We start from the raw sequence: 17,297 nt of genomic DNA, 5'->3' as shown, positions 1-17,297 counted from the left end.
AGCACAGGAGCCGGACGTGGCCACGGGACATTTGCTGGACACTTCGCCGCCGGGCATCGAGCCGTCACGGCTGCCTCTCGGCCCGCCTAGCGGTGGTTGGGCCGCTCCGCGCCCACCTGCTGGCATGGACACCGACGTGACCTCGCCCACGTAGGCGACCATGACCCTGACCGAGCTGGCCATCGGCACGTTCGGTGAGATCGCCGTCACTGACCTCGGTGGCCGCTACCTGGCCCTAACCTGGTACCGCGATCTCGACGGACGGCTGCGCAAGGTGACCGCCGTCGCGAGCACGCCCCGCGCTGCGCAGGCCCGGCGACATCCCGTGCCAGCTCGTCATGGAGCCCGGCGCCGTCCGGCTCGCCGACCAGCACCGGATCGAGCGCCGGGACGCCTCGGGTGCCCGCAACCGGATCACCGGCGACCACAACGACCGCTTCCACCAGGCGTTCAACGCCCAGCTGCAGCAGTGGATCAGCGCCGTCGAGCGCGGCGAGCACACCGGCTCGACGTCGTGGGACGGCTACGCCGCCGCGTTGTGTGCGACGCGGGGGTGCAGTCGCTCGAGAGCGAGGACGGCCGCCTCGTCCCCGTCGCCATGGTCGACAAGCCCCGCCCTCTACGCCTGAGGAGGCATCTCATGGTCACGATCTGCCTCGACCCGCAGACGTACCACGCGCGCATGTCCGTCGCGGAAGAGGTGCGCCACGCGGCGTCGCTCGGCTACGAGCACGTCGAGCTCTCCCCGCGCGCCGATTTCTTCTTCTGGCACCGCTACCCGAAGGCCGACGACGCGGCAATCGAGGAAGTGCGCGGCGCGATGAAGGAGACCGGGACGCGCATCCACACCCTCGTCCCGGTGTTCAACTGGGCGTCCCCCGACGAGCTGGAGCGCACCGCGCAGGTCCGCAACTGGCGCCGGCACGTCCGTCATGAGTCGTATGGCGCCATTCAAGGTGGCACCGGTGCGGCGCGCTTGCGGGTCCGGCGCGTTCGCCCGGCTCGGCCCGGCGAGTGGGGCGATCGCGGAGAGCAGATCTGCCGTCGCGGTCAGGTCAGTGCGCACGTCCTCGTCCGATGGGGCGGAGCTGCGGAAAGTCGCGAGAGAGGCCGAGAGCTGCTGCCAGCGCCGTGCGCGGTCGACCAACCGTGCCGTCGCGGGGCTGGGACCGTGGAACGCGGCGGTGTGGGCGTGCACGGCGACCCCGAGCACGGCCAGGTCGCGGAGCGTCGGGATCGAACGATCCGCGGATGCGGGAAGCTCCCACGAGCGCTGACGCACCCTCATCGAGCCGCTCGTCGTCGAGGTCGCCGCCGAGGCCGCATGAGCCTGATTGGCCTGCGTTCCGCGCATCGCGGCCCGCGGCGGCCCGCAAATGCGAGCAGGTGGCGCTGCAGCGGTTGGGCTCGGGGAGCTGGAGAGGTGCCGAGCCGTACGGGACGTGGAGGTCGGTCCAGTGCTGGGGTGAAGCAGCCCTGTGTTCGGCTACGTACGCCTAGAAGTTGGAGAAGGCGTGGTTGGCGATTCTCCCTGGAGTCAGCGCGTAGGGGTAGATGGCAACCTCGTCGATGCTGCCGGTGAAGGCGTTGGTGGTGGGATCTACGGTCCAGTTCCGCACCTGCGCGGCTCCCCATCGCCAGTAGCCGTTGTAGCTCACGGGGGTGATGGCGGCGCCGATGGTGGATTGAGCCACGGCGACGCCGTCCACGTACAGCGCCGCGCCGGGTTGGTCGGTGGTGGGGGCGTCGGTGAACGTGGCCGCGACGTGGTGCCATGCGCCGTCGTTGTAGGGCTTGTCCGCGGGGCTGCGCAGTTGCGGGACGCCCTCGCCGGAGGTGGCCAAGGTGCCGGAGATGACGAAGTTCAGTCGTCCGTCGTCGGTCATGAACACCATGCGGTCGATCCTGCCGCCCATCACCCCCGACGAACGTTCGCTGAAGCCGATGATCTGTCCGCCGGTGGTGGTCGTGGTCCGGAACCAGCACTCCGCGGTGAACGTCGTCGGACTGGCTAGCGCAGCAGAGGTGCTGGAGCCGCTGTAGCCGCCGTCCACGCCGCGATAAGCGATGGCGGTGCGCGCTGCCAGGCCCTGGAGGGGCGCTGCCAGGTCCTGCCCGGGGCCGGTGAGCGCGCCGGGGACCTGGGCGGTGGAGCGCGAGGCATCGTCGGCTGTGGCGAGGGTGGCGACCTGGGACGCGGTGAGGGCGTGCGGGTAGGCGGTGACATGGTCGACAAGACCGGGGAAGTAGCCCTTCCAGGTGTTGTCGGACCAGGCGCGCCCGACCTGCAGGCCGCCGCTGGACACGAAGGTGCTCGTGTGCGTCGCGGTCGTGGTGCCGACGGCGCTGCCGTTGACGTACAGGGAGAGCGTGCCCGCGGTCGCGTCGTGGACGGCGGTCAGCTGGGTCCAGACGTTCAGCGAGGCTGGTGCTCTCGCCTGGTCGACAGCCGGGTTGGCGCTGTCTGTCCTCGGCATCATGAAGACCCACCGGAAGTCCGTGCCTGTGGTGGAGTCGACGTCGGCGTACCGGAGGATGAACCCGCTCGTGATGCTCCCCTTCTGGCTCAGCACCGTGTGGTCGGCCCCGTCGACTGCCAGGCCGCTGTTCAGCCTCACCAGCGCGGAGACGGTGAAGCTCCTGGACGTGTCCACGGGGTTCGTGGAGGTAGAGAGGTAGCCGTCGGTGGTTCCGTCGAGCCTGACGGCGGCGCTGCTGCGGCCACCGAGATTCCACTGCACACCTGTGGTGCTTCCGAAGGTGGGAGTGACCCCGTTGCCGGAGAGGTCACGTGTGGTGGTGCCCTTCCCCTCGTCGAAGTGCCACTGCACGGTGGGGACGCCGGCGTAGAGAGCGTCGACCTGGGCGCCGGTCAGGGACTGCTGGTAGACGATGGCCTCGTCAAGGCTGCCCTTGAAGTAGTCCCTGGGGCCGCCGCCGCCGGTCTGACGTCCGACGACGAGGTGCCCCGCCGCCTTCCACCCCGTCCACGTGGAGGACTGAGATGTCGCGTTCTGCGCTACGCCGTTGACGTAGAAGGTCTTGGTGCGGGTGTCCTCGTCGTAGGTGACAGCGAGATGTGTCCAGGTCTCCTCGGCCGCGGTGTTCGCGGCGGAGCGCGTGGAGGTCACCCCGGCCGAGGTGTCCGGTGCCGTATCGCCGGTGGTGGTGCGTAGCTCCCAGCACGTGCACGCGCCGCGAAACATGAGCCCGAACCCGCTCTGTGCGGATCCTTCCATCGCCATCGCGGCGTAGTCGCCGTCGAGGTCGGTGAGCTTGGCCCAGATCGCGGCGGTGAAGCTCTGCGCGGTGTCGAGGACCCCGGTGGCGCCCTTGACGTAGCTGCCCGGGCTGCCGTCCAGGTGGAGGCGTCCGCCGGTGCGACCGGCGCTGCCGGAGAGGACGGCGCTGCCCTGCGGTGCCCCGGAGTCGACGGCCCCGGAGGAGTCGGCCGCGAACGTCGTGTCGGCGTTGAAGCGCCACCAAGTCGCCGGCCCGTTCGAGGCACCGTTGAGCTTGCCGACTCGGGCGTTCGACGTTGCGTCGGCCACGTCAGAGGTCGTCGTGGAGGCTCGGAGGTCTTCCATCTGGTGGTAGACGTCTGGGGTGTCCTCGGTGACGGTGTCGGGATAGGTGGGGAAGACTTCTGCGGCTGTCAGGGTGCTCGCCGGCGTGGTCAGTGTCGCGGTGAACGCGGCGGTGGTCGTCTCAACGAGGGCCAGGGACGCGAAGGCCAGTACCGTGGCCAGGACGAGGGGAAGGCACCGCGACGAGATCCGCACCTTGCGCGAGCGTGAGGTGAAGGAGTGGCGCGGGCGGGGCATGTCTCCGTATCGGCGGGCCAGGCTCGGGTCCTGAAGGAACGGCCCACCCCCGCTCCGGGGGATCATGTCGCGCACGTCGCGATGCCGTTCATCGCTCGAGCTCCTTCGGCTGACGTCGGCGGTGAGCGCGTGCTCGCCGGAGCGTCCGGCGGGTCGGCGAGGTGGTGCTTGACCGGTCCGTCAGCGCGCTGACGGGGTCGGGTGCTATGAGGGTCGCAGCTGCGATGAGGGCCGCGGTGAGTGCCACGGTGCCGAAGTTGCCCGCGTGGGCCTCGACGAGTGGGCGTGCGATCTGGGGGATGCGTACGCGCGCCACGCCGAGGACCTGGTCTGGGTGCACGGGCGTGGAGTCGTCGTGCGGGTTGGCGTCCCCACGGGTGGTGAACGTACCGTCCGCGGCAAGGCGCACCACGCGGTGCAGGACGACGCGTCCCGGTCGGGTGGCGTCGGTGAACGCGATGACCTGTCCGGCGGCGACGTCCGCGGGGGCGACGGGGACGGTCACGACGATGTCCCCGGCGTTCACCGCGGGCGCCATCGAGCCCGTGAGCACGGCCCGCGGCTGCCACCCCACCACGACGGGCGTGAGGGACCACAGGATCAGCGTGGCGAGGAGCAACAGCATGAGGCGGGCGAGAGCCTGAGCGGCCTGCGCGGCGACTGCGGTGCGTGTCGCGGGTGCTCGCGCGGCTACGTGCCTCACGTGTTCTGGGCCTCCCAGGTGAAGCTCGCGGTCGCGGTGGTTCCGGCGGCTGCGTTGTCGTCGAGCACGGTCCAGGTGATCCGGTAGGTGCGGGTCTGACCGGCGGTGGCCGGTGCCCACGTGCTGACGCCGTTGCTGTAGTTCGTCTTGGTACCGGCGAACGTGGCCAGGGTCATCGCCGAGTCCGAGCCGTCGGCGCCCGCCGTGGTGGTGCCAGGTGTCCCGGAGTTGTAGAGCCGGGTGACGGTGCCGCCGAAGTCCGCGCAGTCGTCGGCGCTGCCCTGGGTGCCCTCGTCCACGGTGAACCGCAGGTAGCTGCCGAGGCCGGTGCCGGTGAGGTCGCCCGTGGCAACGAACATGCGCACGTTGGCTGCGAGCGACCCGCCGTAGGTGACCCGGATGCACTTTGTGCTCGTGGAGCCGGGCTTGAGGTTGGACGCGGTGCCGGAGCTCCACATCGCCGTGCCCGTCATGGGCCCGCCGCGGCTGTCGGAGAGGTTCACGTTGCCTGCGGCCCAGGAGTTGGCGGGGTTCGTGGTGCGTGCGGAGAACGCGGCGTACGTCGACTGCCACACGAACGCGCTGCCTCCGATCAGGACGGTGGCGGCGAGGACGGCGGACAGCGGGCGCCGGCGGCGGCGTGCGCGGTGGGAGGTCACGGGTTCTCCAAGGGAGGGCGGTTGAAGCCGCCTCTCTGCGGCTTCCGGCCCATCGGCGGGGCGGTCCGGACGCTGAGCCGTGAGCTCGGGGTTCACCCGTCGCGTAGCACCGGTGAAGGGCTTGGGCGGTGAGCGCGGCTGCCGATAGGCGGGACGTCGGACATCACGATGGGGGAGCACATGAGCTGGGCCGAGCGAGCCCTGCGGTTTGTGCTGCCCGCCGTCGCCGTTCTCATGCTCGGGGCCTCACCGGCGGTCGCGGTGACGGCGCGTCCTTGGGTCGAGACCGACGCGACCGGGCCCCTGGTCGAGGCGGACGGCCTCGCCCCCGGGTGAGCTGGCACCCGCCTGCATCACGGTGTCGTGGTCCGGGGCCGAGCAGGCCGTGATCGTGCTCTCGGCGACCGTCGCCGGAACCGGCCTGGCCGAGTTCCTCGACGTGCGCGTCGAGGAAGGCGCCGGCGGCGGCTACGGCGACTGTGCCGCCTTCACGGGGAGGACCGTGTTCGCGGGCTCGCTGGCCGAGCTCGGCGCCGGCCCGCCGGACCCGGCGGCGATGCGCGCGTTCCGGGCGGGGACCGGCGACGGGAGCGTGACGTACCGCTTCACGTTCGCGCTGCGCAGCGACGACGCCGCGCAGGGTCTGACGACCTCCGCCGACCTCGTCTGGTACCTGATGGACGCCCCCCCACCACAACCCCCGACCCCACCACCCGCCGCACCCGGACCCGGACCTGGACCTGGACGAACCGCAGACCCGGCTTCAGATCAGGCGTCGTCAGCGCCCACCTCCGGACCGCCGAGCGTCGGCGCGACGACCAAAGAGGCGTTCCCGGACACCGGCGCGCCGCTCACGGATCCTGCAGCCCGCGCGTCGCGCGCGGCGACGCCCGACTCTGAAGCCGAGATCCGCGCGAGCACCGAGGTCCCGATGAACGGTGGCGGCGCCGCCGCACAGCCGACGTCGCCACCGCCCTGGCCGGTCTCGCGTGAAGGCATCGCGGGCGTGATCGCCGAGGTGGCGCCCCTCATGGGCTTCCCGTTCCTGCTGGCGCTGCTCGTGGCGGCGTACCTCGCGGTGCAGGACCGCCTCGACAGTGGGGACCCCAAGCTCGCGCTCGCGCCGCTGCACGCTGACCCGAACCTGCCCTTCATCGACGACGACGCACCGCGGAGAACCTCATGACCAGCACGCCGCACTCCTCGAGGTTCGGACTGGTGCCGCTCGCCGAGCGCATCGTGTGGTCCACGTGCCTGCGGGTGGGCCTCCTGGGCGCCGTGGTCGCGCTGTGGTTCTTGACGCCAGGAGCACGCACGCCGCCCGGCGGCGCGGGTGTGTGGTGCGCTGCTTACGCGGTGGTGAGTGCGATCACGGCCCTCGCGTCACGCGCCGGGCGGCGGATCGCGGTGCTCGCGGTCAATGGGGCGTTGCTCGTGGACGGGGCGTTCCTCGGGGCGGCGATGCACGCGCTCGGCGGGGTCACAGGTCCGGTGGTCGGGCTGATCGTCGTGCACGTCGCTGCAGTGAGCCTGCTCGTGTCGTTCCGGACCGGCGCGAAGGTGGTCGTCTGGCACGCGCTGGTCGTGCTGTGCGTCCTGTCGATCGAGCGGCTCGACACCGGGGCTGTCGCCGCGGCACCGATGCCGTTCCCCGTCCGGCAGTACACCGCCTTCGTCCTCGTGTCCGGGCTCGCCGCCGCAGCGACATCGACGTTCGCCGCCATCAACGAACGCGAGCTCCGCCGCCGACGGTACGACGCCGAGGTGCTGCATTCCCTCGTCGTCGGGCTGGAGGTGGTGCACGAGCCGCGCGAGATCGCTCGCAGACTCGTCGCCGTGGCCGTCGAGGAGCTTCTGGGGCAGCGTGCCCTTGTCCTTCTGCTGCCCGCAGCCGGGACCGCGCTGAGCCCGCTCGTGGAGACCAGCGCAGCCGTGACCACGCCTCTCGCACCGCCCGAGTCGCTGCACGCCCCGTCGCTGCTCGCGGGCGTCGCACCCGCAGGTGGGCCGGTCCTGCGGCGCGCGATCGACCCGCTAGCTGACCCGTGGCTCACGGACGCCCTGCCCGGCGCGCGCGGCGTGGTGTGCGTACCGATCGGCCTCGACAAGCTCGGCGAGGGGTGGCTCGTGGTCGAGGTGGCGCGCCGGCAGTCCAAAGGCGTCGAGCGGCGGATGGTCGAGACACTTGTCCAGGCGTGCGGTCATGTCGGCCTCGCACTGTCGCGCGCGACCCTCGTCGAGGAGCTCCGGCGTGCGGCGCAGACCGACGGCTTGACGGGCACGCTCAACCGCCGCGCCTTCGACGACGCGCTCCGACGTGAGCTCCTCCGTTCCCAGCGCAGCGGTGCACCCCTCGCCGTCGCGCTGGTCGATCTGGACCACTTCAAGGCCGTGAATGACCAGCACGGGCATGTCGTCGGCGACCAGGTGCTGCGCGGGGCGGCGCGGGCGCTGCGCTCGGCTGCTCGCGGCGCCGACCTCGTCGCCCGCTACGGCGGTGAGGAGTTCGCGATCATCCTGCCGGACACCACGGTCGAGCAGGGACGGGACGCTGCTGAACGCTTTCGGCGGGCCGTTGCCCAAGGCGACACAGGCGTTCGGGTCTCCTGCAGCATCGGCATCGCCGGCAACGAGGACCGCCCCTCGTCCGAGCAGATCGTCCGACGAGCCGACGCCGCGCTCTATACCGCCAAGGAGCAGGGGCGCGATCGCGCCGTGGCCGCCGTCGCACGCATGGACCAGCCCGGAACACCCGGGGACGCCACCGTTTTGCTCATCTGACCTTGGGGGAACGCCCTCGCGGGCTCGTCTGCGAGCCAGTACCACCCACTGGGGTGCACCGCTCGCGCCGGATGTCGTGGCCGCCATAGAGGTGCTCGTCTGCGGCGTACTGTCCGGAGGTGTGACGTCGAATGCCAGGATCGGCTCATGGATGCGTTCTACGAGATCGCCGCCGAGCGGCGGGCACTGGCGGAGCAGCTCGCCGCTCTGACCCCTGAGCAGCAGGCGACTAGGTGTACTGACCAAGATCGTTGTTGACGTAGCGAGAGACCTCCGGGTCGAGTTGGAGCTGTCTAGGAACCGACTCTGACCACGGAGGTCTCTCGTGTCTCACGCTAACGCCCGGCTGACCCCGGCCGGCAGGTTCACGCTCGTCTCGCGGATCGCGGCGGGTCGCCCGGTCGCGCATGTCGCGGCGGAGATGGGGGTCTCACGCACCACGGCGTGGCGGTGGTGGCGCCGCTTCCAGACCGAGGGCCGGCCCGGGCTGGTGGACCGCCCGAGCGTGGCCCGGACCCACCCGCGCCGGACCCCGGCGTGCGTGGAGACCAGGATCCGGGTCGCGCGGATGCTGTCGCGGCGCGGGCCGGTCTGGATCGGGCACCACCTGGGCCTGCCGGCCTCGACGGTCGGGCGGGTCCTGGCCCGTCACCGGGTCCCGGCGCTGCGCGACTGCGACCCGCTCACCGGGCAGGTCATCCGTGCCACCCGGTCCTCGGCGAACCGCTACGAGCACGACCACCCCGGCTCCCTGGTCCACATCGACGTCAAGAAGCTCGGGCGCATCCCCGATGGCGGCGGCTGGAAGGCCCACGGACGGGTCGCCCGGGTCGGTGACCGGCACAAGGCCGTCCCGATCGGCTACGACTACGTCCACACCGCGATCGACGACCACTCCCGCCTGGCCTACGCCGAGATCCACCACGATGAGAAGGGCGCCACCTGCGCCGAGTTCTTGACCCGCGCTGCGGCGTTCTACGCCTCGCACGGCATCACCGTCGAGCGCGTGATCAGCGACAACGCCCAGAACTACCGTCGCGCCCGCGTCTTTCGGGACGCCGCCGCCGAGCTGAGCATCACGCTGAAGTTCATCCGACCGCACTGCCCCTGGACCAACGGCAAGGTCGAACGCCTCAACCGCACCCTGGCCCGCGAATGGGCCTACTCACGCGTCTTCACCAGCAACGCCGAACGCGCCAACGCCTTGCCCACCTGGCTCGACCACTACAACCTAGAACGACCCCACCTCGGCATCGGCGGCGCTCGACCCATCGACCGCGTCAACAACGCTGCTGGTCAGTACAACTAGGAGCCTGTGCGAGGCCTGGAGCGTTCATGACGTGCTCGCGCACCTGATCATGCCCCTGGAGGTGAGCACGCCCAGGGTCGTGCTGACTGTCCTGCTCGCGGGCGGGAACTTCGACAGCGCGAACGAGCGGGTGACCCGGCGCCTCGCGAAGCGTCCCTTCCACGACATCGTCGAGGTGCTGCATCGCAAAGCGGAGGCCCGGTTCACCCCGCCGGGATCGGGTCCGGAGGCGCCGTTGCTGGACGTTCTGGTCCACGGCCTGGACATCCGCTGGCCATTGCAGCTGGACCGCGAGATCCCCGGACCGCGTCTGCGCAGCTCACTGCGGTTCCTCATGACGGCGCCCTCGGGCCTTGTGCCCGAGGGCGCCTTGGCTGGTCTGCGGTTCGAGGCGCACGACATCGACTTCGCTCACGGTGCGGGTCCCGTGGTCAGCGGCACGGCCGAGGCTCTGCTACTCGCCTGCACCGGTCGGACCGCAGCTCTCGGTTCCCTCGTCGGCACAGGCGTCCCCGCCCTGCGCGAGCGGCTTCCCACGAGCAGACACGCGGCGCACTAGCACGTGCCTACGCGAAGGTCTTCTACATGTACTCACAGCCGTGGGTCAGCCGTCGCGGTTGCCGAGTCGTCGAGCCAAGCGCGGATGGTGGCGAGGTCGATGGGTTGCAGGCCGCGGCGCTCGTCCGGAGCGATCAGCAGCGCGACGGCGGCGTCGAGGTGCTCGCGTTCGGGCCCTGAGCGCCAGATGGCTCCATCGTCGGTCCACAGCAGGCGGCGCCCGCTCGTGACGACGTCGAGCGCCGCGGGGCAGGCTGTGCCCGGCGGCCAAGCCGCGGGAGATCTCCTCCCGCTCCGACACGGAAAGCTGCCTGCCCGAGCGGCCTGCTGGTCGCGCCCTGACGCCGCCGGTCGCGGCGAGGTAGCGCCTCCGTCGCTACGAGTCGTGAAACCGGCGTTCCGATGCAGGGGGTCAGGGGTTCGAGTCTCCCGGAGCACTGAGTCCGCAGGTCGGTCGGCGGCGCGGATGAGAGAAGAGGCTGACGCGGACACCGACTCGTGCGACCGACCCAAGGGTGCGCTCAGCCAGCGGAGGGACCGCTCGACGGGCGTGAAGCGAGGAACTCGTCGATCGCCGATACCGGTACCTTGCAGAGCCGTCCGATGTGGATGGTCCGGATCTCGCCGGCGGCGATGAATTGGTAGAGCTTGCTCCGCCCGATGCCGAGCACCGCAGCTGCCTCAGGGACCGAGAAGACCCGCCGTTCGTCCGGTTGCAGTGTGATGTTGATGATGGGCGGCTCGATCTCTCTCGCGCGCGCACGCGTAGGCGTCAAGCTGGTCGCGGTCAGTCTCAGCCCGGCGGTGTCCTTCATGGTCGTCCTCCTGTGTGGTGAGGCGTCCATGCTTGCCAGCGGTGATAGCCGCACGGATGACGGGTCCACGAACTTGTCGACGTCGCGTACCCGTCATCGAGGGTCCGCGGTGCGGCGGCGCTCGTCATTGCGGGTGTCGGGAGTTCGTCGCGGCGCTGCTCGCGACGGCTGAGAACCAAGTTGGCTCATCGCTGCGATGTGACCCGAGCGGATCGGCGCGATCGGGTGTCGGTAGATCTCCGCTGTGACCGTCACGGATCGGTGCCCGAGGGTGTCGGAGATCTCCTCGAGCGGCACGCCGGCGGCGGAGAGAAGGCTCGCCGCGGCGTGCCTGAGCATGTGCGGATGCAGGTGCTCCAGGCCCGCTTGGCGCGCGATTCGCTGGAAGGTGCGTCGCACGTTCGACGGGTCGAGGGGGGTGCCAGCCTCGGTCGTGAACACGAGGTCGTCCTTGTTCGACCAGCTGCGACCGGCGGCGTCTCGCTCTAGGCGCTGCCGCTTCTTCTGCGCCTTCAGCGCATCTACTGCCGCGGGCGGGAGTTCGAGTGTGCGCCGGCTTGTCGGGGTCTTCGGCGGCGCGAGCACCATGACGCCGAGGGGGGTGCGCCGCAGGCTCGCAGCGATGGTCACCCGCGGTCGCTTGCCCTTGAGGTGCACGTGCTCCCACGTCAGACCGGCTGCCTCGCCAGGTCGGAGCCCGAGAAGAAGGGAGACAGTGATCAGACCGCCCAACCGGTCGGTGGACGCAGCCGCCAGCAGCGTCCTGGCCTGCTTCACGGTGAGCCCGTACCGCTCTGCCTTCGGTCCGCGGCGCGGCTGCACCGGCTCTGCGACGTTGCGGAGCACAAGGTCGCGCTGCATGCCGAACGTGAGCACGCGCCTGGTCAGGTTGAGCGCGTGGCGCATCGTCGAGGCCGCGAGTCCCTTGTCAGTGAGCGCGTCGAGCATCGCTTCGACGTCGTCTGCTCGGAGGTCGACGACCCGCTTGCTGCCCAAGGTCTCGAGGACTTGCCCACGCAGGACGCGTTCGTAGTTCCACCGGGTGTTGTCCGACACCTCTACTTGAAGACCCCTCTGGAGCCAGAGGTCCACCAGCTGCTCGAACGTCGTCGACCGACGCGTCAGGTCGACCCCGCGTTCGTGGGCGTCGCGGAGCTCCTGCAGTTGCGCGCGGGCGTCAGCGCGGGTCTCGCAGTACACCTTGGGCCGCAGCCGACGGCCGTCCGGCGAAATGCCCAGGTCGATCTGCCCGACCCAGCGACCGGCGGTGCGGTCGTGGAAGAGCGAGCCGTCCCCCTTGTCGCGCCGGCGCTCGGCCACCAGGTGCACCCCCTTCGAGCGCTGCTGGGCACCACCACATCTCGGCACTGCCGCGTAGAGCCTAAGTTAGAGCCTAACTGGCCAAGAATCCGCTGGGCAAAGGTGGACGCCGCTGGACGTGAATGGCGGCTGACCTGCGGTTTTACCTTTTCATCGCAAGCGGAGGTGGCGCCTGAAGTTCACTGGGGGTCAAGGGGTCGCAGGTTCAAATCCTGTCAGCCCGACAGTGTGTCAGCAGGTCAGAGGCTCGTCCCGGACGTGGGGGCGGGCCTCTTCTGTGCGACGGGGACGTGAGCGGAGCCCACGTCACACCCGGACGAGCGCGCGCCCGCCGGCGCCCCGGGCTGATCGACGTCTGCCCGTGCGAGCAGACGTCGCGGCAGTCCTTGTCGCGGGCGACGGCGCGGTGTGCACTGAGGGGGACCGCCGTCCGCTCGGGAGCACCCCATGGCCGATCAGTCCGAGACCCACCGTGAGCGGGTCAACGAGGAGCTCCGGGAGTACGAGGGCTTCCCGGCCGTGCTGGACCTGCTCCGGCGAGCGGCGGACCGCCCCGCGGACGAGCCGTCACCGCAGCACGCCGGACGGGAGCAGGCGGTCGCGCGCAGCGCCACCCTCGGCGCCGAGCCCGAGCTCGCGGAGCTCGTCCGGCGCATCGACGAGCTCCGCGCGAGGGGCCGCGCGGAGGCCTGGGCGGTCCTGTTCGGCTCCCCGCGCACCGACGACACCGCACAGGAGTAGCGGCGATGCCGTCGGGTGACCTGTGGTGGGCGCGGACCACCGGGACGCTGGTCAACAGCATCTCGCCGGGCTCGCCCGTGCCGGGCTTCTCGTGGCGGTTCGCACCCGGCGGCGTCGAGCTGTCCGGTGTCGTCGTCGGCCCGACCATCTGGGCGACGACGGAGGAGTGGCAGCTCCAGCTCAGGTCCGAGTACTTCCTCGACACCGCGCGGATGCCGGCGCAGGGTGATGCGTTCGTCTCGGTGCCGCGGATGACGTTCAGCGGCGGGCTCGGCCTCGGTGCGAGCACGCAGGCCGGCACGACGTTCGGCGGCGCCTTCGCCCGCGTCACCTTCGAGCAGATCCTCCGGTGGGACGACGACGAGGTGGACCGGGCCGACGTCCTGTGGCCCGTGGGCTTCGTGAACGGCGCGACGCTCGTGCTCGGCAAGCGGCTGCTGCCGCCGCAGAAGCGCGACTACCCGGCGCTGATCTTCAACCTCGACCGGACGCGCACGCTCAGCATCACGCTCCTCACGACGTTCTTCTTCCGTGCGACGCTCGGCGGCATCATCGGCTTCGGGCCGCTGCTCGTCGGGATCCCGCAGTGGAAGGTCTACTCGCTGGACTGACCCACCGATCCGGCCGCGGTCCGAGGCTGCGCGGAGCGACGGCGTCGCCGGACGACGACGAACACTGCAGCGAGACCGACCGTCGTGATCGTCGCGGAGAGCACGATCGAGGCCAGCGGGAAGCCCGCGAGCGCGGTACCGACGAGGTACGCGAGGCAGCAGGTGTAGACCGACCAGAGCGTCCCGCCGATCGCGGACCACAGCACGAACCGCCGGTACGGGTACCGGGCGAGCCCCAGCGAGGCGTTGACGACGAACCGCACGCCCGGGACGTAGCGGCCGGCGACGAGGAGCACCGGGGCGCTCGAGCCCATCGACGCCATCACGGCCGCGACGCGCCGGTCGTGCAGCGTGGCGTCGAGCCGTGGACCGACGGCGGTGCCCGCCCGCCGGGCGATCGCGTAGAGCGTCGAGTCGCCGACGACCGCGCCGAGGGCGCCGGCGAGGACGACCCAGCCGAGGGCCAACACCCCCTGCGCCGCGAGCGTCGCGGCCGCGTTCAGGGTCGTCTCCCCAGGCAGCACGGCGATGACCGCGTCGCCGAGCACGAGGAGGAAGACGGCGACGTACGCCCACGGCTCGGACTCGATGTCCAGGGCGGCGAGCGCGTCGCGGCCGCCGGCGCGGTTGAGGACGGCGACGACGGCGACCAGCGCGAGGGCGACGCCCACCGCGACGAGCAGCCAGCGCCGGGGGCGGCGCGGGTGGTGGGCGTCGGTCGCCCGGCGGGTGCCGTCGTCCGCGCCGCCGTCGACCATCGCGCACCCGCCGTCTCCGCCGGAGGGCCCGCGACGCGGCGGCGGCGGCCCCGCCGGTCACGTGCAGCGTTGCGCGCCGTAGGCGTCCGCGCAACGACCGCGCCAGCGCGTCGACGCCCCGGTCTCGGCGTTTGCCCGGGGGAGGGCGGCCGCGCACCTCATGCGCCGCGGACGATGCCGGGTCGCTCCGGCGCCCGTGAGGCTGGCGGCCAGGGGTCGGTTCCGGGCCCGTCGATCCGCGCGGGGCGACCGAGGCCGTGCCGCGCCGCCGAGGGAAGGAGCGGGACCGTGGCCGATCCTGCCTCGACGCGACCGTCGACCGACCTGCGACGGGTGCTGATCCCCCTCGCCCTGGCGCAGTTCATCTGCAGCTTCGCCGGCTCGAACATGAACGTGATGATCAACGACATCAGCGAGGACCTGGGGACGACCGTCCAGGGCGTGCAGTTCGCGATCACGATCTTCCTGCTCGTCATGGCCGCGCTGATGATCCCCGGCGGCAAGCTGACCGACAAGTACGGCCGCAAGCTCTGCCTCAACGTGGGACTCACCGTGTACGGCGTCGGGGCGCTGATCAGCGCGGTGTCGCCGGGGATCGGCGTGCTCATCGTCGGCAACTCGATCCTGGAAGGCGTCGGCACGGCCCTGCTGATCCCGCCGGTCTACATCCTCACGACGCTGCTCTTCACCGACGTGACCTCCCGCGCCCGCGCCTTCGGGGCGATCAGCGGGATGGGCGGCATCGGGGCGGCGGCCGGACCGCTCATCGGCGGGCTCATCACGACCGCGATCAGCTGGCGGGCGGCCTTCGTCTTCCAGGCCCTGGTCATCGTCGTGATCATTGTGCTGAGCCAGAGGTACGTGCACGACCCGCTGCCCGCCGACCGGACCCGGCCCTTCGACACCGGCGGCGCGGTGCTGTCCGCGCTCGGCCTCGTCCTCGTCGTCCTGGGCATCCTGCTCGCCGACGACAACGTCGTCGCGATGCTCGCCCTCGTCGGCGCCGGGGCGCTCGTGCTCGTGTGGTTCTTCGCGTCGACGCGCGCCAAGGAGCGAGCCGGCAAGGAGCCGCTGCTGTCCACGGCGCTCTTCCGCAACCGCACGTCCAACCTGGGCCTGGTCACGCAGAACGTCCAGTGGATGATGCTCATGGGCGTCTCGTTCGTCGTCTCCGCGTACCTCCAGGTCGTGCGGGGCTACAACGCGATCGAGACCGGCGTCGTCTTCACGGCGGCGACGGTCGGGCTGATGCTGTCGTCGCTGGCCGCCGAGCGCCTCGCGAAGCGGCGTGCGCAGCGGACGCTCGTCCTGGCGGGCTTCGCCGTCACGATCGTCGGCATCGTCGTCTTCCTCGTGGTCGTGGGTCTCTCCGACAGCGTCTGGGCGTTCGTGCCCGGTCTGTTCCTGATCGGGCTCGGCATCGGCGCGATGCTGACCCCCTCGGTCAACATCGTGCAGTCGAGCTTCCCCGAGCACCTGCAGGGCGAGATCTCCGGCCTGTCGCGCAGCGTCTCCAACCTCGGGTCGTCGCTCGGCGCGGCCATCGCCGGGACGATCCTCGTCGCTGCCGTGGCCACGCAGCCGGGCCGCTCCTACGCCGTCGCGATGAGCGTGCTGGCCGTGGTCGGCGTGGGTGGGCTCGTCGCGGCGGCGCGGCTCCCGGCGACGCCGCCGGTACCGACAGATTCGTCGGCCGCCCGGAGCTAGGCGCTCTGCCGGGGCCGGAGAGCGTCGGCGTCCCGCCCTGACCGGAGGGGGCCCGCGCCCCCCTCGCACTCAGACGGCGTGGCGCGGGTCCGCCCGCGCCGGCGAGCTCGCCGGTACCTCGCCGAAGAGGTTCGGGAACACCGCGCCGATGAGGGTGATCGTGCCGTGCACGACCATCCACACCCCGAGGACCCACAGCAGCACCGCGAAGGACTTCCCCGGCCACACGAGCACGGCGATCCCGGCCGCGAGCGTCACCACGTGGGCGACGGCCGGCCACACGGTGCGGTTCCGGACCGCGTCGACGAGCCCGAGCACCGCCTGGGCGACGAGGACGGCCCCGAACGTGACGGCGAGCACCGTCAGGGTCGTGATCGGGACGAGGAGCAGCACGATCGCCGAGGCGATCCAGATCACGCCGACGACCGCGGTGAACGCGCGGGCACCCCGGGCGACGCCCCGCGAGACGGCCGCCTGCACGATCCGCACGACGCCGGTGACCAGGAGGTGCAGGGCGAAGAGCAGGAGCAGGATCTTGGCCGCCGGCTCCGGACGCGTCTGCACGACGATCCCGAGCAGGACCGACACGACGCCGTAGACCGCCGTCACCCATCGTTGCGCCATCGGTCGCCTCACGTCCCGGCCAGCCTGGCCCGACCGCGGTGACCGAGCCCTGTGCTGAGGTCGAGCGTGGCGACGTCTCGACCCGAGGGCCTCACCTGCATCGGGTGAGGCGCGGGCGCCGACCCGGCGACCGGCGGACGTCCGACCCAGGTCGCGGACGGTGGGCCGGCTGCACGGCGGCACGGCGCTCATCCGTCCGGGATGACGCCGGGAGCCGGGGGATGCGCGACGCTGCGAGCGCACCGGTCCGCTCCTGGACGCGCCACGCCGCTCGGGTGCTCGACGACGCAGGGTCCGTCGAGGCGTGGAGACTGCCACCGACGAGGACGACGGAGCCCGCATGATCCGCTTCCTGATCCGTGCGCTGATCTTCCTGGCCTCGTCTGCTCTCGGTCTGCTGGCAGCGAGCGCGATCCTCGGCGACGACTTCGTGCTCACCGCGAGCGGCTTCGTCGCCGCCGTGGTGATCTTCGCCGTCGCGCAGAGCGTGCTGGCCCCGTTCATCGCCTCGGTCACCGCGCGCTACGCCTCCGCGTTCCTCGGGGGCATCGGGCTCGTGTCGACGTTCGTCGCGCTCGCCCTCGCCTCCTGGCTCACCGGCGGCGTCACCGTGGACGGCGCGACGGCGTGGGTCCTCGGCACGTTGATCGTCTGGCTCGTGACGGCGCTGGGCTCGCTGCTGCTCCCGCTCGTCTTCCTGCGGGAGCGGCGCGACGCCGCGGGGAAGCCGCGTGTGGCCGGGCCGCGGGCGTCCCCGTGAGATCCGCTCCTCCCGAGACGGCAGCGCGGGGTGGCGGCCGGACTCGCCCGGCACGGGGGAGGCCGGGCGCCGCCCGGGGACGAACCATGCACTGAGCGACGCCAGCACGACCCTGCGGAAGGACACG

General features: G+C 71.4%; 19 protein-coding genes. 12 read left to right on the top strand and 7 right to left on the bottom strand.

Features of this window, described 5'->3' with window-relative positions; all coding sequences use genetic code 11:
- The first annotated feature begins 338 nt into the window (after positions 1-338).
- Both ACWFNE_RS12195 and ACWFNE_RS12190 read left to right on the top strand, forming a co-directional pair.
- Positions 339-629, top strand: coding sequence for a hypothetical protein (locus ACWFNE_RS12195; protein ID WP_452122677.1), 291 nt, complete (start codon positions 339-341; stop codon positions 627-629).
- Positions 599-1,582, top strand: a complete 984-nt coding sequence (locus ACWFNE_RS12190) for a TIM barrel protein (protein WP_452122756.1) — start codon at positions 599-601, stop codon at positions 1,580-1,582. Before ACWFNE_RS12195 ends, ACWFNE_RS12190 begins: the two co-directional genes overlap by 31 nt.
- On the opposite strand, the gene ACWFNE_RS12185 is transcribed toward ACWFNE_RS12190, so the two are convergent.
- The 3 genes from ACWFNE_RS12185 to ACWFNE_RS12175 all read right to left on the bottom strand — a co-directional run bounded on the left by ACWFNE_RS12185 (position 1,497) and on the right by ACWFNE_RS12175 (position 5,186).
- Positions 1,497-3,782, bottom strand: a complete 2,286-nt coding sequence (locus ACWFNE_RS12185; protein WP_452122676.1) for a LamG domain-containing protein — start codon at positions 3,780-3,782, stop codon at positions 1,497-1,499. The genes ACWFNE_RS12190 and ACWFNE_RS12185 overlap by 86 nt on opposite strands.
- 130 nt (positions 3,783-3,912) lie before the next feature.
- Positions 3,913-4,449: a signal peptidase I gene (locus ACWFNE_RS12180; RefSeq protein WP_452122675.1), complete on the bottom strand. Its 537-nt coding sequence runs from the start codon at positions 4,447-4,449 to the stop codon at positions 3,913-3,915.
- Between the two features lie 74 nt (positions 4,450-4,523).
- Positions 4,524-5,186 (bottom strand): hypothetical protein, encoded by a 663-nt coding sequence (locus ACWFNE_RS12175; protein ID WP_452122674.1) that lies wholly within the window; start codon positions 5,184-5,186, stop codon positions 4,524-4,526.
- Between the two features lie 180 nt (positions 5,187-5,366).
- Here ACWFNE_RS12175 and ACWFNE_RS12170 point away from each other — a divergent pair, with 180 nt between their 5' ends.
- The 6 genes from ACWFNE_RS12170 (at position 5,367) to ACWFNE_RS12145 (ending at position 10,014) form a co-directional block, all read left to right on the top strand.
- Positions 5,367-5,522 (top strand): hypothetical protein, encoded by a 156-nt coding sequence (locus ACWFNE_RS12170; protein ID WP_452122673.1) that lies wholly within the window; start codon positions 5,367-5,369, stop codon positions 5,520-5,522.
- A gap of 49 nt (positions 5,523-5,571) precedes the next feature.
- Positions 5,572-6,372, top strand: coding sequence for a hypothetical protein (locus tag ACWFNE_RS12165; protein WP_452122672.1), 801 nt, complete (start codon positions 5,572-5,574; stop codon positions 6,370-6,372).
- Positions 6,369-7,967 (top strand): diguanylate cyclase, encoded by a 1,599-nt coding sequence (locus ACWFNE_RS12160; RefSeq protein WP_452122671.1) that lies wholly within the window; start codon positions 6,369-6,371, stop codon positions 7,965-7,967. The genes ACWFNE_RS12165 and ACWFNE_RS12160 overlap by 4 nt, the downstream gene beginning before the upstream one ends.
- A 325-nt stretch (positions 7,968-8,292) precedes the next feature.
- Positions 8,293-9,276, top strand: a complete 984-nt coding sequence (locus tag ACWFNE_RS12155; RefSeq protein ID WP_452122670.1) for an IS481 family transposase — start codon at positions 8,293-8,295, stop codon at positions 9,274-9,276.
- Positions 9,257-9,835, top strand: a complete 579-nt coding sequence (locus ACWFNE_RS12150) for a maleylpyruvate isomerase family mycothiol-dependent enzyme (protein ID WP_452122755.1) — start codon at positions 9,257-9,259, stop codon at positions 9,833-9,835. Before ACWFNE_RS12155 ends, ACWFNE_RS12150 begins: the two co-directional genes overlap by 20 nt.
- A 26-nt stretch (positions 9,836-9,861) precedes the next feature.
- A complete protein-coding gene (locus ACWFNE_RS12145) occupies positions 9,862-10,014 on the top strand; it encodes a hypothetical protein (protein ID WP_452122669.1) in 153 nt (50 codons plus the stop codon).
- A 341-nt stretch (positions 10,015-10,355) separates the two neighbouring features.
- Here the strand turns inward: ACWFNE_RS12145 and ACWFNE_RS12140 are convergent, their stop codons facing one another.
- Both ACWFNE_RS12140 and ACWFNE_RS12135 read right to left on the bottom strand, forming a co-directional pair.
- Complete coding sequence (locus ACWFNE_RS12140; protein ID WP_452122668.1) at positions 10,356-10,649, bottom strand: helix-turn-helix domain-containing protein; 294 nt, start codon at positions 10,647-10,649, stop codon at positions 10,356-10,358.
- A gap of 93 nt (positions 10,650-10,742) precedes the next feature.
- Positions 10,743-11,969 carry a tyrosine-type recombinase/integrase gene (locus ACWFNE_RS12135; protein ID WP_452122667.1) on the bottom strand — a complete coding sequence of 409 codons (1,227 nt, stop codon included), beginning with the start codon at positions 11,967-11,969 and terminating at the stop codon, positions 10,743-10,745.
- A 447-nt stretch (positions 11,970-12,416) separates the two neighbouring features.
- Between ACWFNE_RS12135 and ACWFNE_RS12130 the strand changes: the two genes are divergently transcribed.
- Positions 12,417-12,710, top strand: coding sequence for a hypothetical protein (locus ACWFNE_RS12130; protein WP_452122666.1), 294 nt, complete (start codon positions 12,417-12,419; stop codon positions 12,708-12,710).
- Between the two features lie 5 nt (positions 12,711-12,715).
- Positions 12,716-13,321: a hypothetical protein gene (locus ACWFNE_RS12125; RefSeq protein WP_452122665.1), complete on the top strand. Its 606-nt coding sequence runs from the start codon at positions 12,716-12,718 to the stop codon at positions 13,319-13,321.
- On the opposite strand, the gene ACWFNE_RS12120 is transcribed toward ACWFNE_RS12125, so the two are convergent.
- The gene (locus ACWFNE_RS12120; RefSeq protein ID WP_452122664.1) at positions 13,306-14,079 is read right to left on the bottom strand and encodes a DedA family protein; all 774 of its coding nucleotides are present in this window, start codon (positions 14,077-14,079) and stop codon (positions 13,306-13,308) included. The genes ACWFNE_RS12125 and ACWFNE_RS12120 overlap by 16 nt on opposite strands.
- Positions 14,080-14,367: 288 nt before the next feature.
- Here ACWFNE_RS12120 and ACWFNE_RS12115 point away from each other — a divergent pair, with 288 nt between their 5' ends.
- Positions 14,368-15,786: an MFS transporter gene (locus ACWFNE_RS12115; RefSeq protein WP_452122663.1), complete on the top strand. Its 1,419-nt coding sequence runs from the start codon at positions 14,368-14,370 to the stop codon at positions 15,784-15,786.
- Positions 15,787-15,855: 69 nt separating this feature from the next.
- Here the strand turns inward: ACWFNE_RS12115 and ACWFNE_RS12110 are convergent, their stop codons facing one another.
- Complete coding sequence (locus ACWFNE_RS12110) at positions 15,856-16,410, bottom strand: HdeD family acid-resistance protein (RefSeq protein WP_452122662.1); 555 nt, start codon at positions 16,408-16,410, stop codon at positions 15,856-15,858.
- Between the two features lie 304 nt (positions 16,411-16,714).
- On the opposite strand from ACWFNE_RS12110, the gene ACWFNE_RS12105 reads away from it, so the two are divergent.
- A complete protein-coding gene (locus ACWFNE_RS12105) occupies positions 16,715-17,170 on the top strand; it encodes a hypothetical protein (RefSeq protein ID WP_452122661.1) in 456 nt (151 codons plus the stop codon).
- The last annotated feature ends 127 nt before the right edge of the window (positions 17,171-17,297 follow it).

This window comes from Cellulomonas sp. NPDC055163 (assembly GCF_053607065.1).
Note: the sequence above shows the minus strand (reverse complement) of the source record. Positions and strands in the feature narration are given on the sequence as shown.

What these genes read in the sequence shown, in the direction of transcription:
- ACWFNE_RS12195 (WP_452122677.1), top strand. Translation starts at nt 339, where the DNA reads ATGGAGCCCGGCGCCGTCCGGCTCGCCGACCAGCACCGGATCGAGCGC.
- ACWFNE_RS12190 (WP_452122756.1), top strand. Translation starts at nt 599, where the DNA reads ATGGTCGACAAGCCCCGCCCTCTACGCCTGAGGAGGCATCTCATGGTC.
- ACWFNE_RS12180 (WP_452122675.1), bottom strand. Translation starts at nt 4,449, where the DNA reads ATGCTGTTGCTCCTCGCCACGCTGATCCTGTGGTCCCTCACGCCCGTC.
- ACWFNE_RS12170 (WP_452122673.1), top strand. Translation starts at nt 5,367, where the DNA reads ATGAGCTGGGCCGAGCGAGCCCTGCGGTTTGTGCTGCCCGCCGTCGCC.
- ACWFNE_RS12160 (WP_452122671.1), top strand. Translation starts at nt 6,369, where the DNA reads ATGACCAGCACGCCGCACTCCTCGAGGTTCGGACTGGTGCCGCTCGCC.
- ACWFNE_RS12145 (WP_452122669.1), top strand. Translation starts at nt 9,862, where the DNA reads ATGTACTCACAGCCGTGGGTCAGCCGTCGCGGTTGCCGAGTCGTCGAG.
- ACWFNE_RS12140 (WP_452122668.1), bottom strand. Translation starts at nt 10,649, where the DNA reads ATGAAGGACACCGCCGGGCTGAGACTGACCGCGACCAGCTTGACGCCT.
- ACWFNE_RS12130 (WP_452122666.1), top strand. Translation starts at nt 12,417, where the DNA reads ATGGCCGATCAGTCCGAGACCCACCGTGAGCGGGTCAACGAGGAGCTC.
- ACWFNE_RS12125 (WP_452122665.1), top strand. Translation starts at nt 12,716, where the DNA reads ATGCCGTCGGGTGACCTGTGGTGGGCGCGGACCACCGGGACGCTGGTC.
- ACWFNE_RS12120 (WP_452122664.1), bottom strand. Translation starts at nt 14,079, where the DNA reads ATGGTCGACGGCGGCGCGGACGACGGCACCCGCCGGGCGACCGACGCC.
- ACWFNE_RS12110 (WP_452122662.1), bottom strand. Translation starts at nt 16,410, where the DNA reads ATGGCGCAACGATGGGTGACGGCGGTCTACGGCGTCGTGTCGGTCCTG.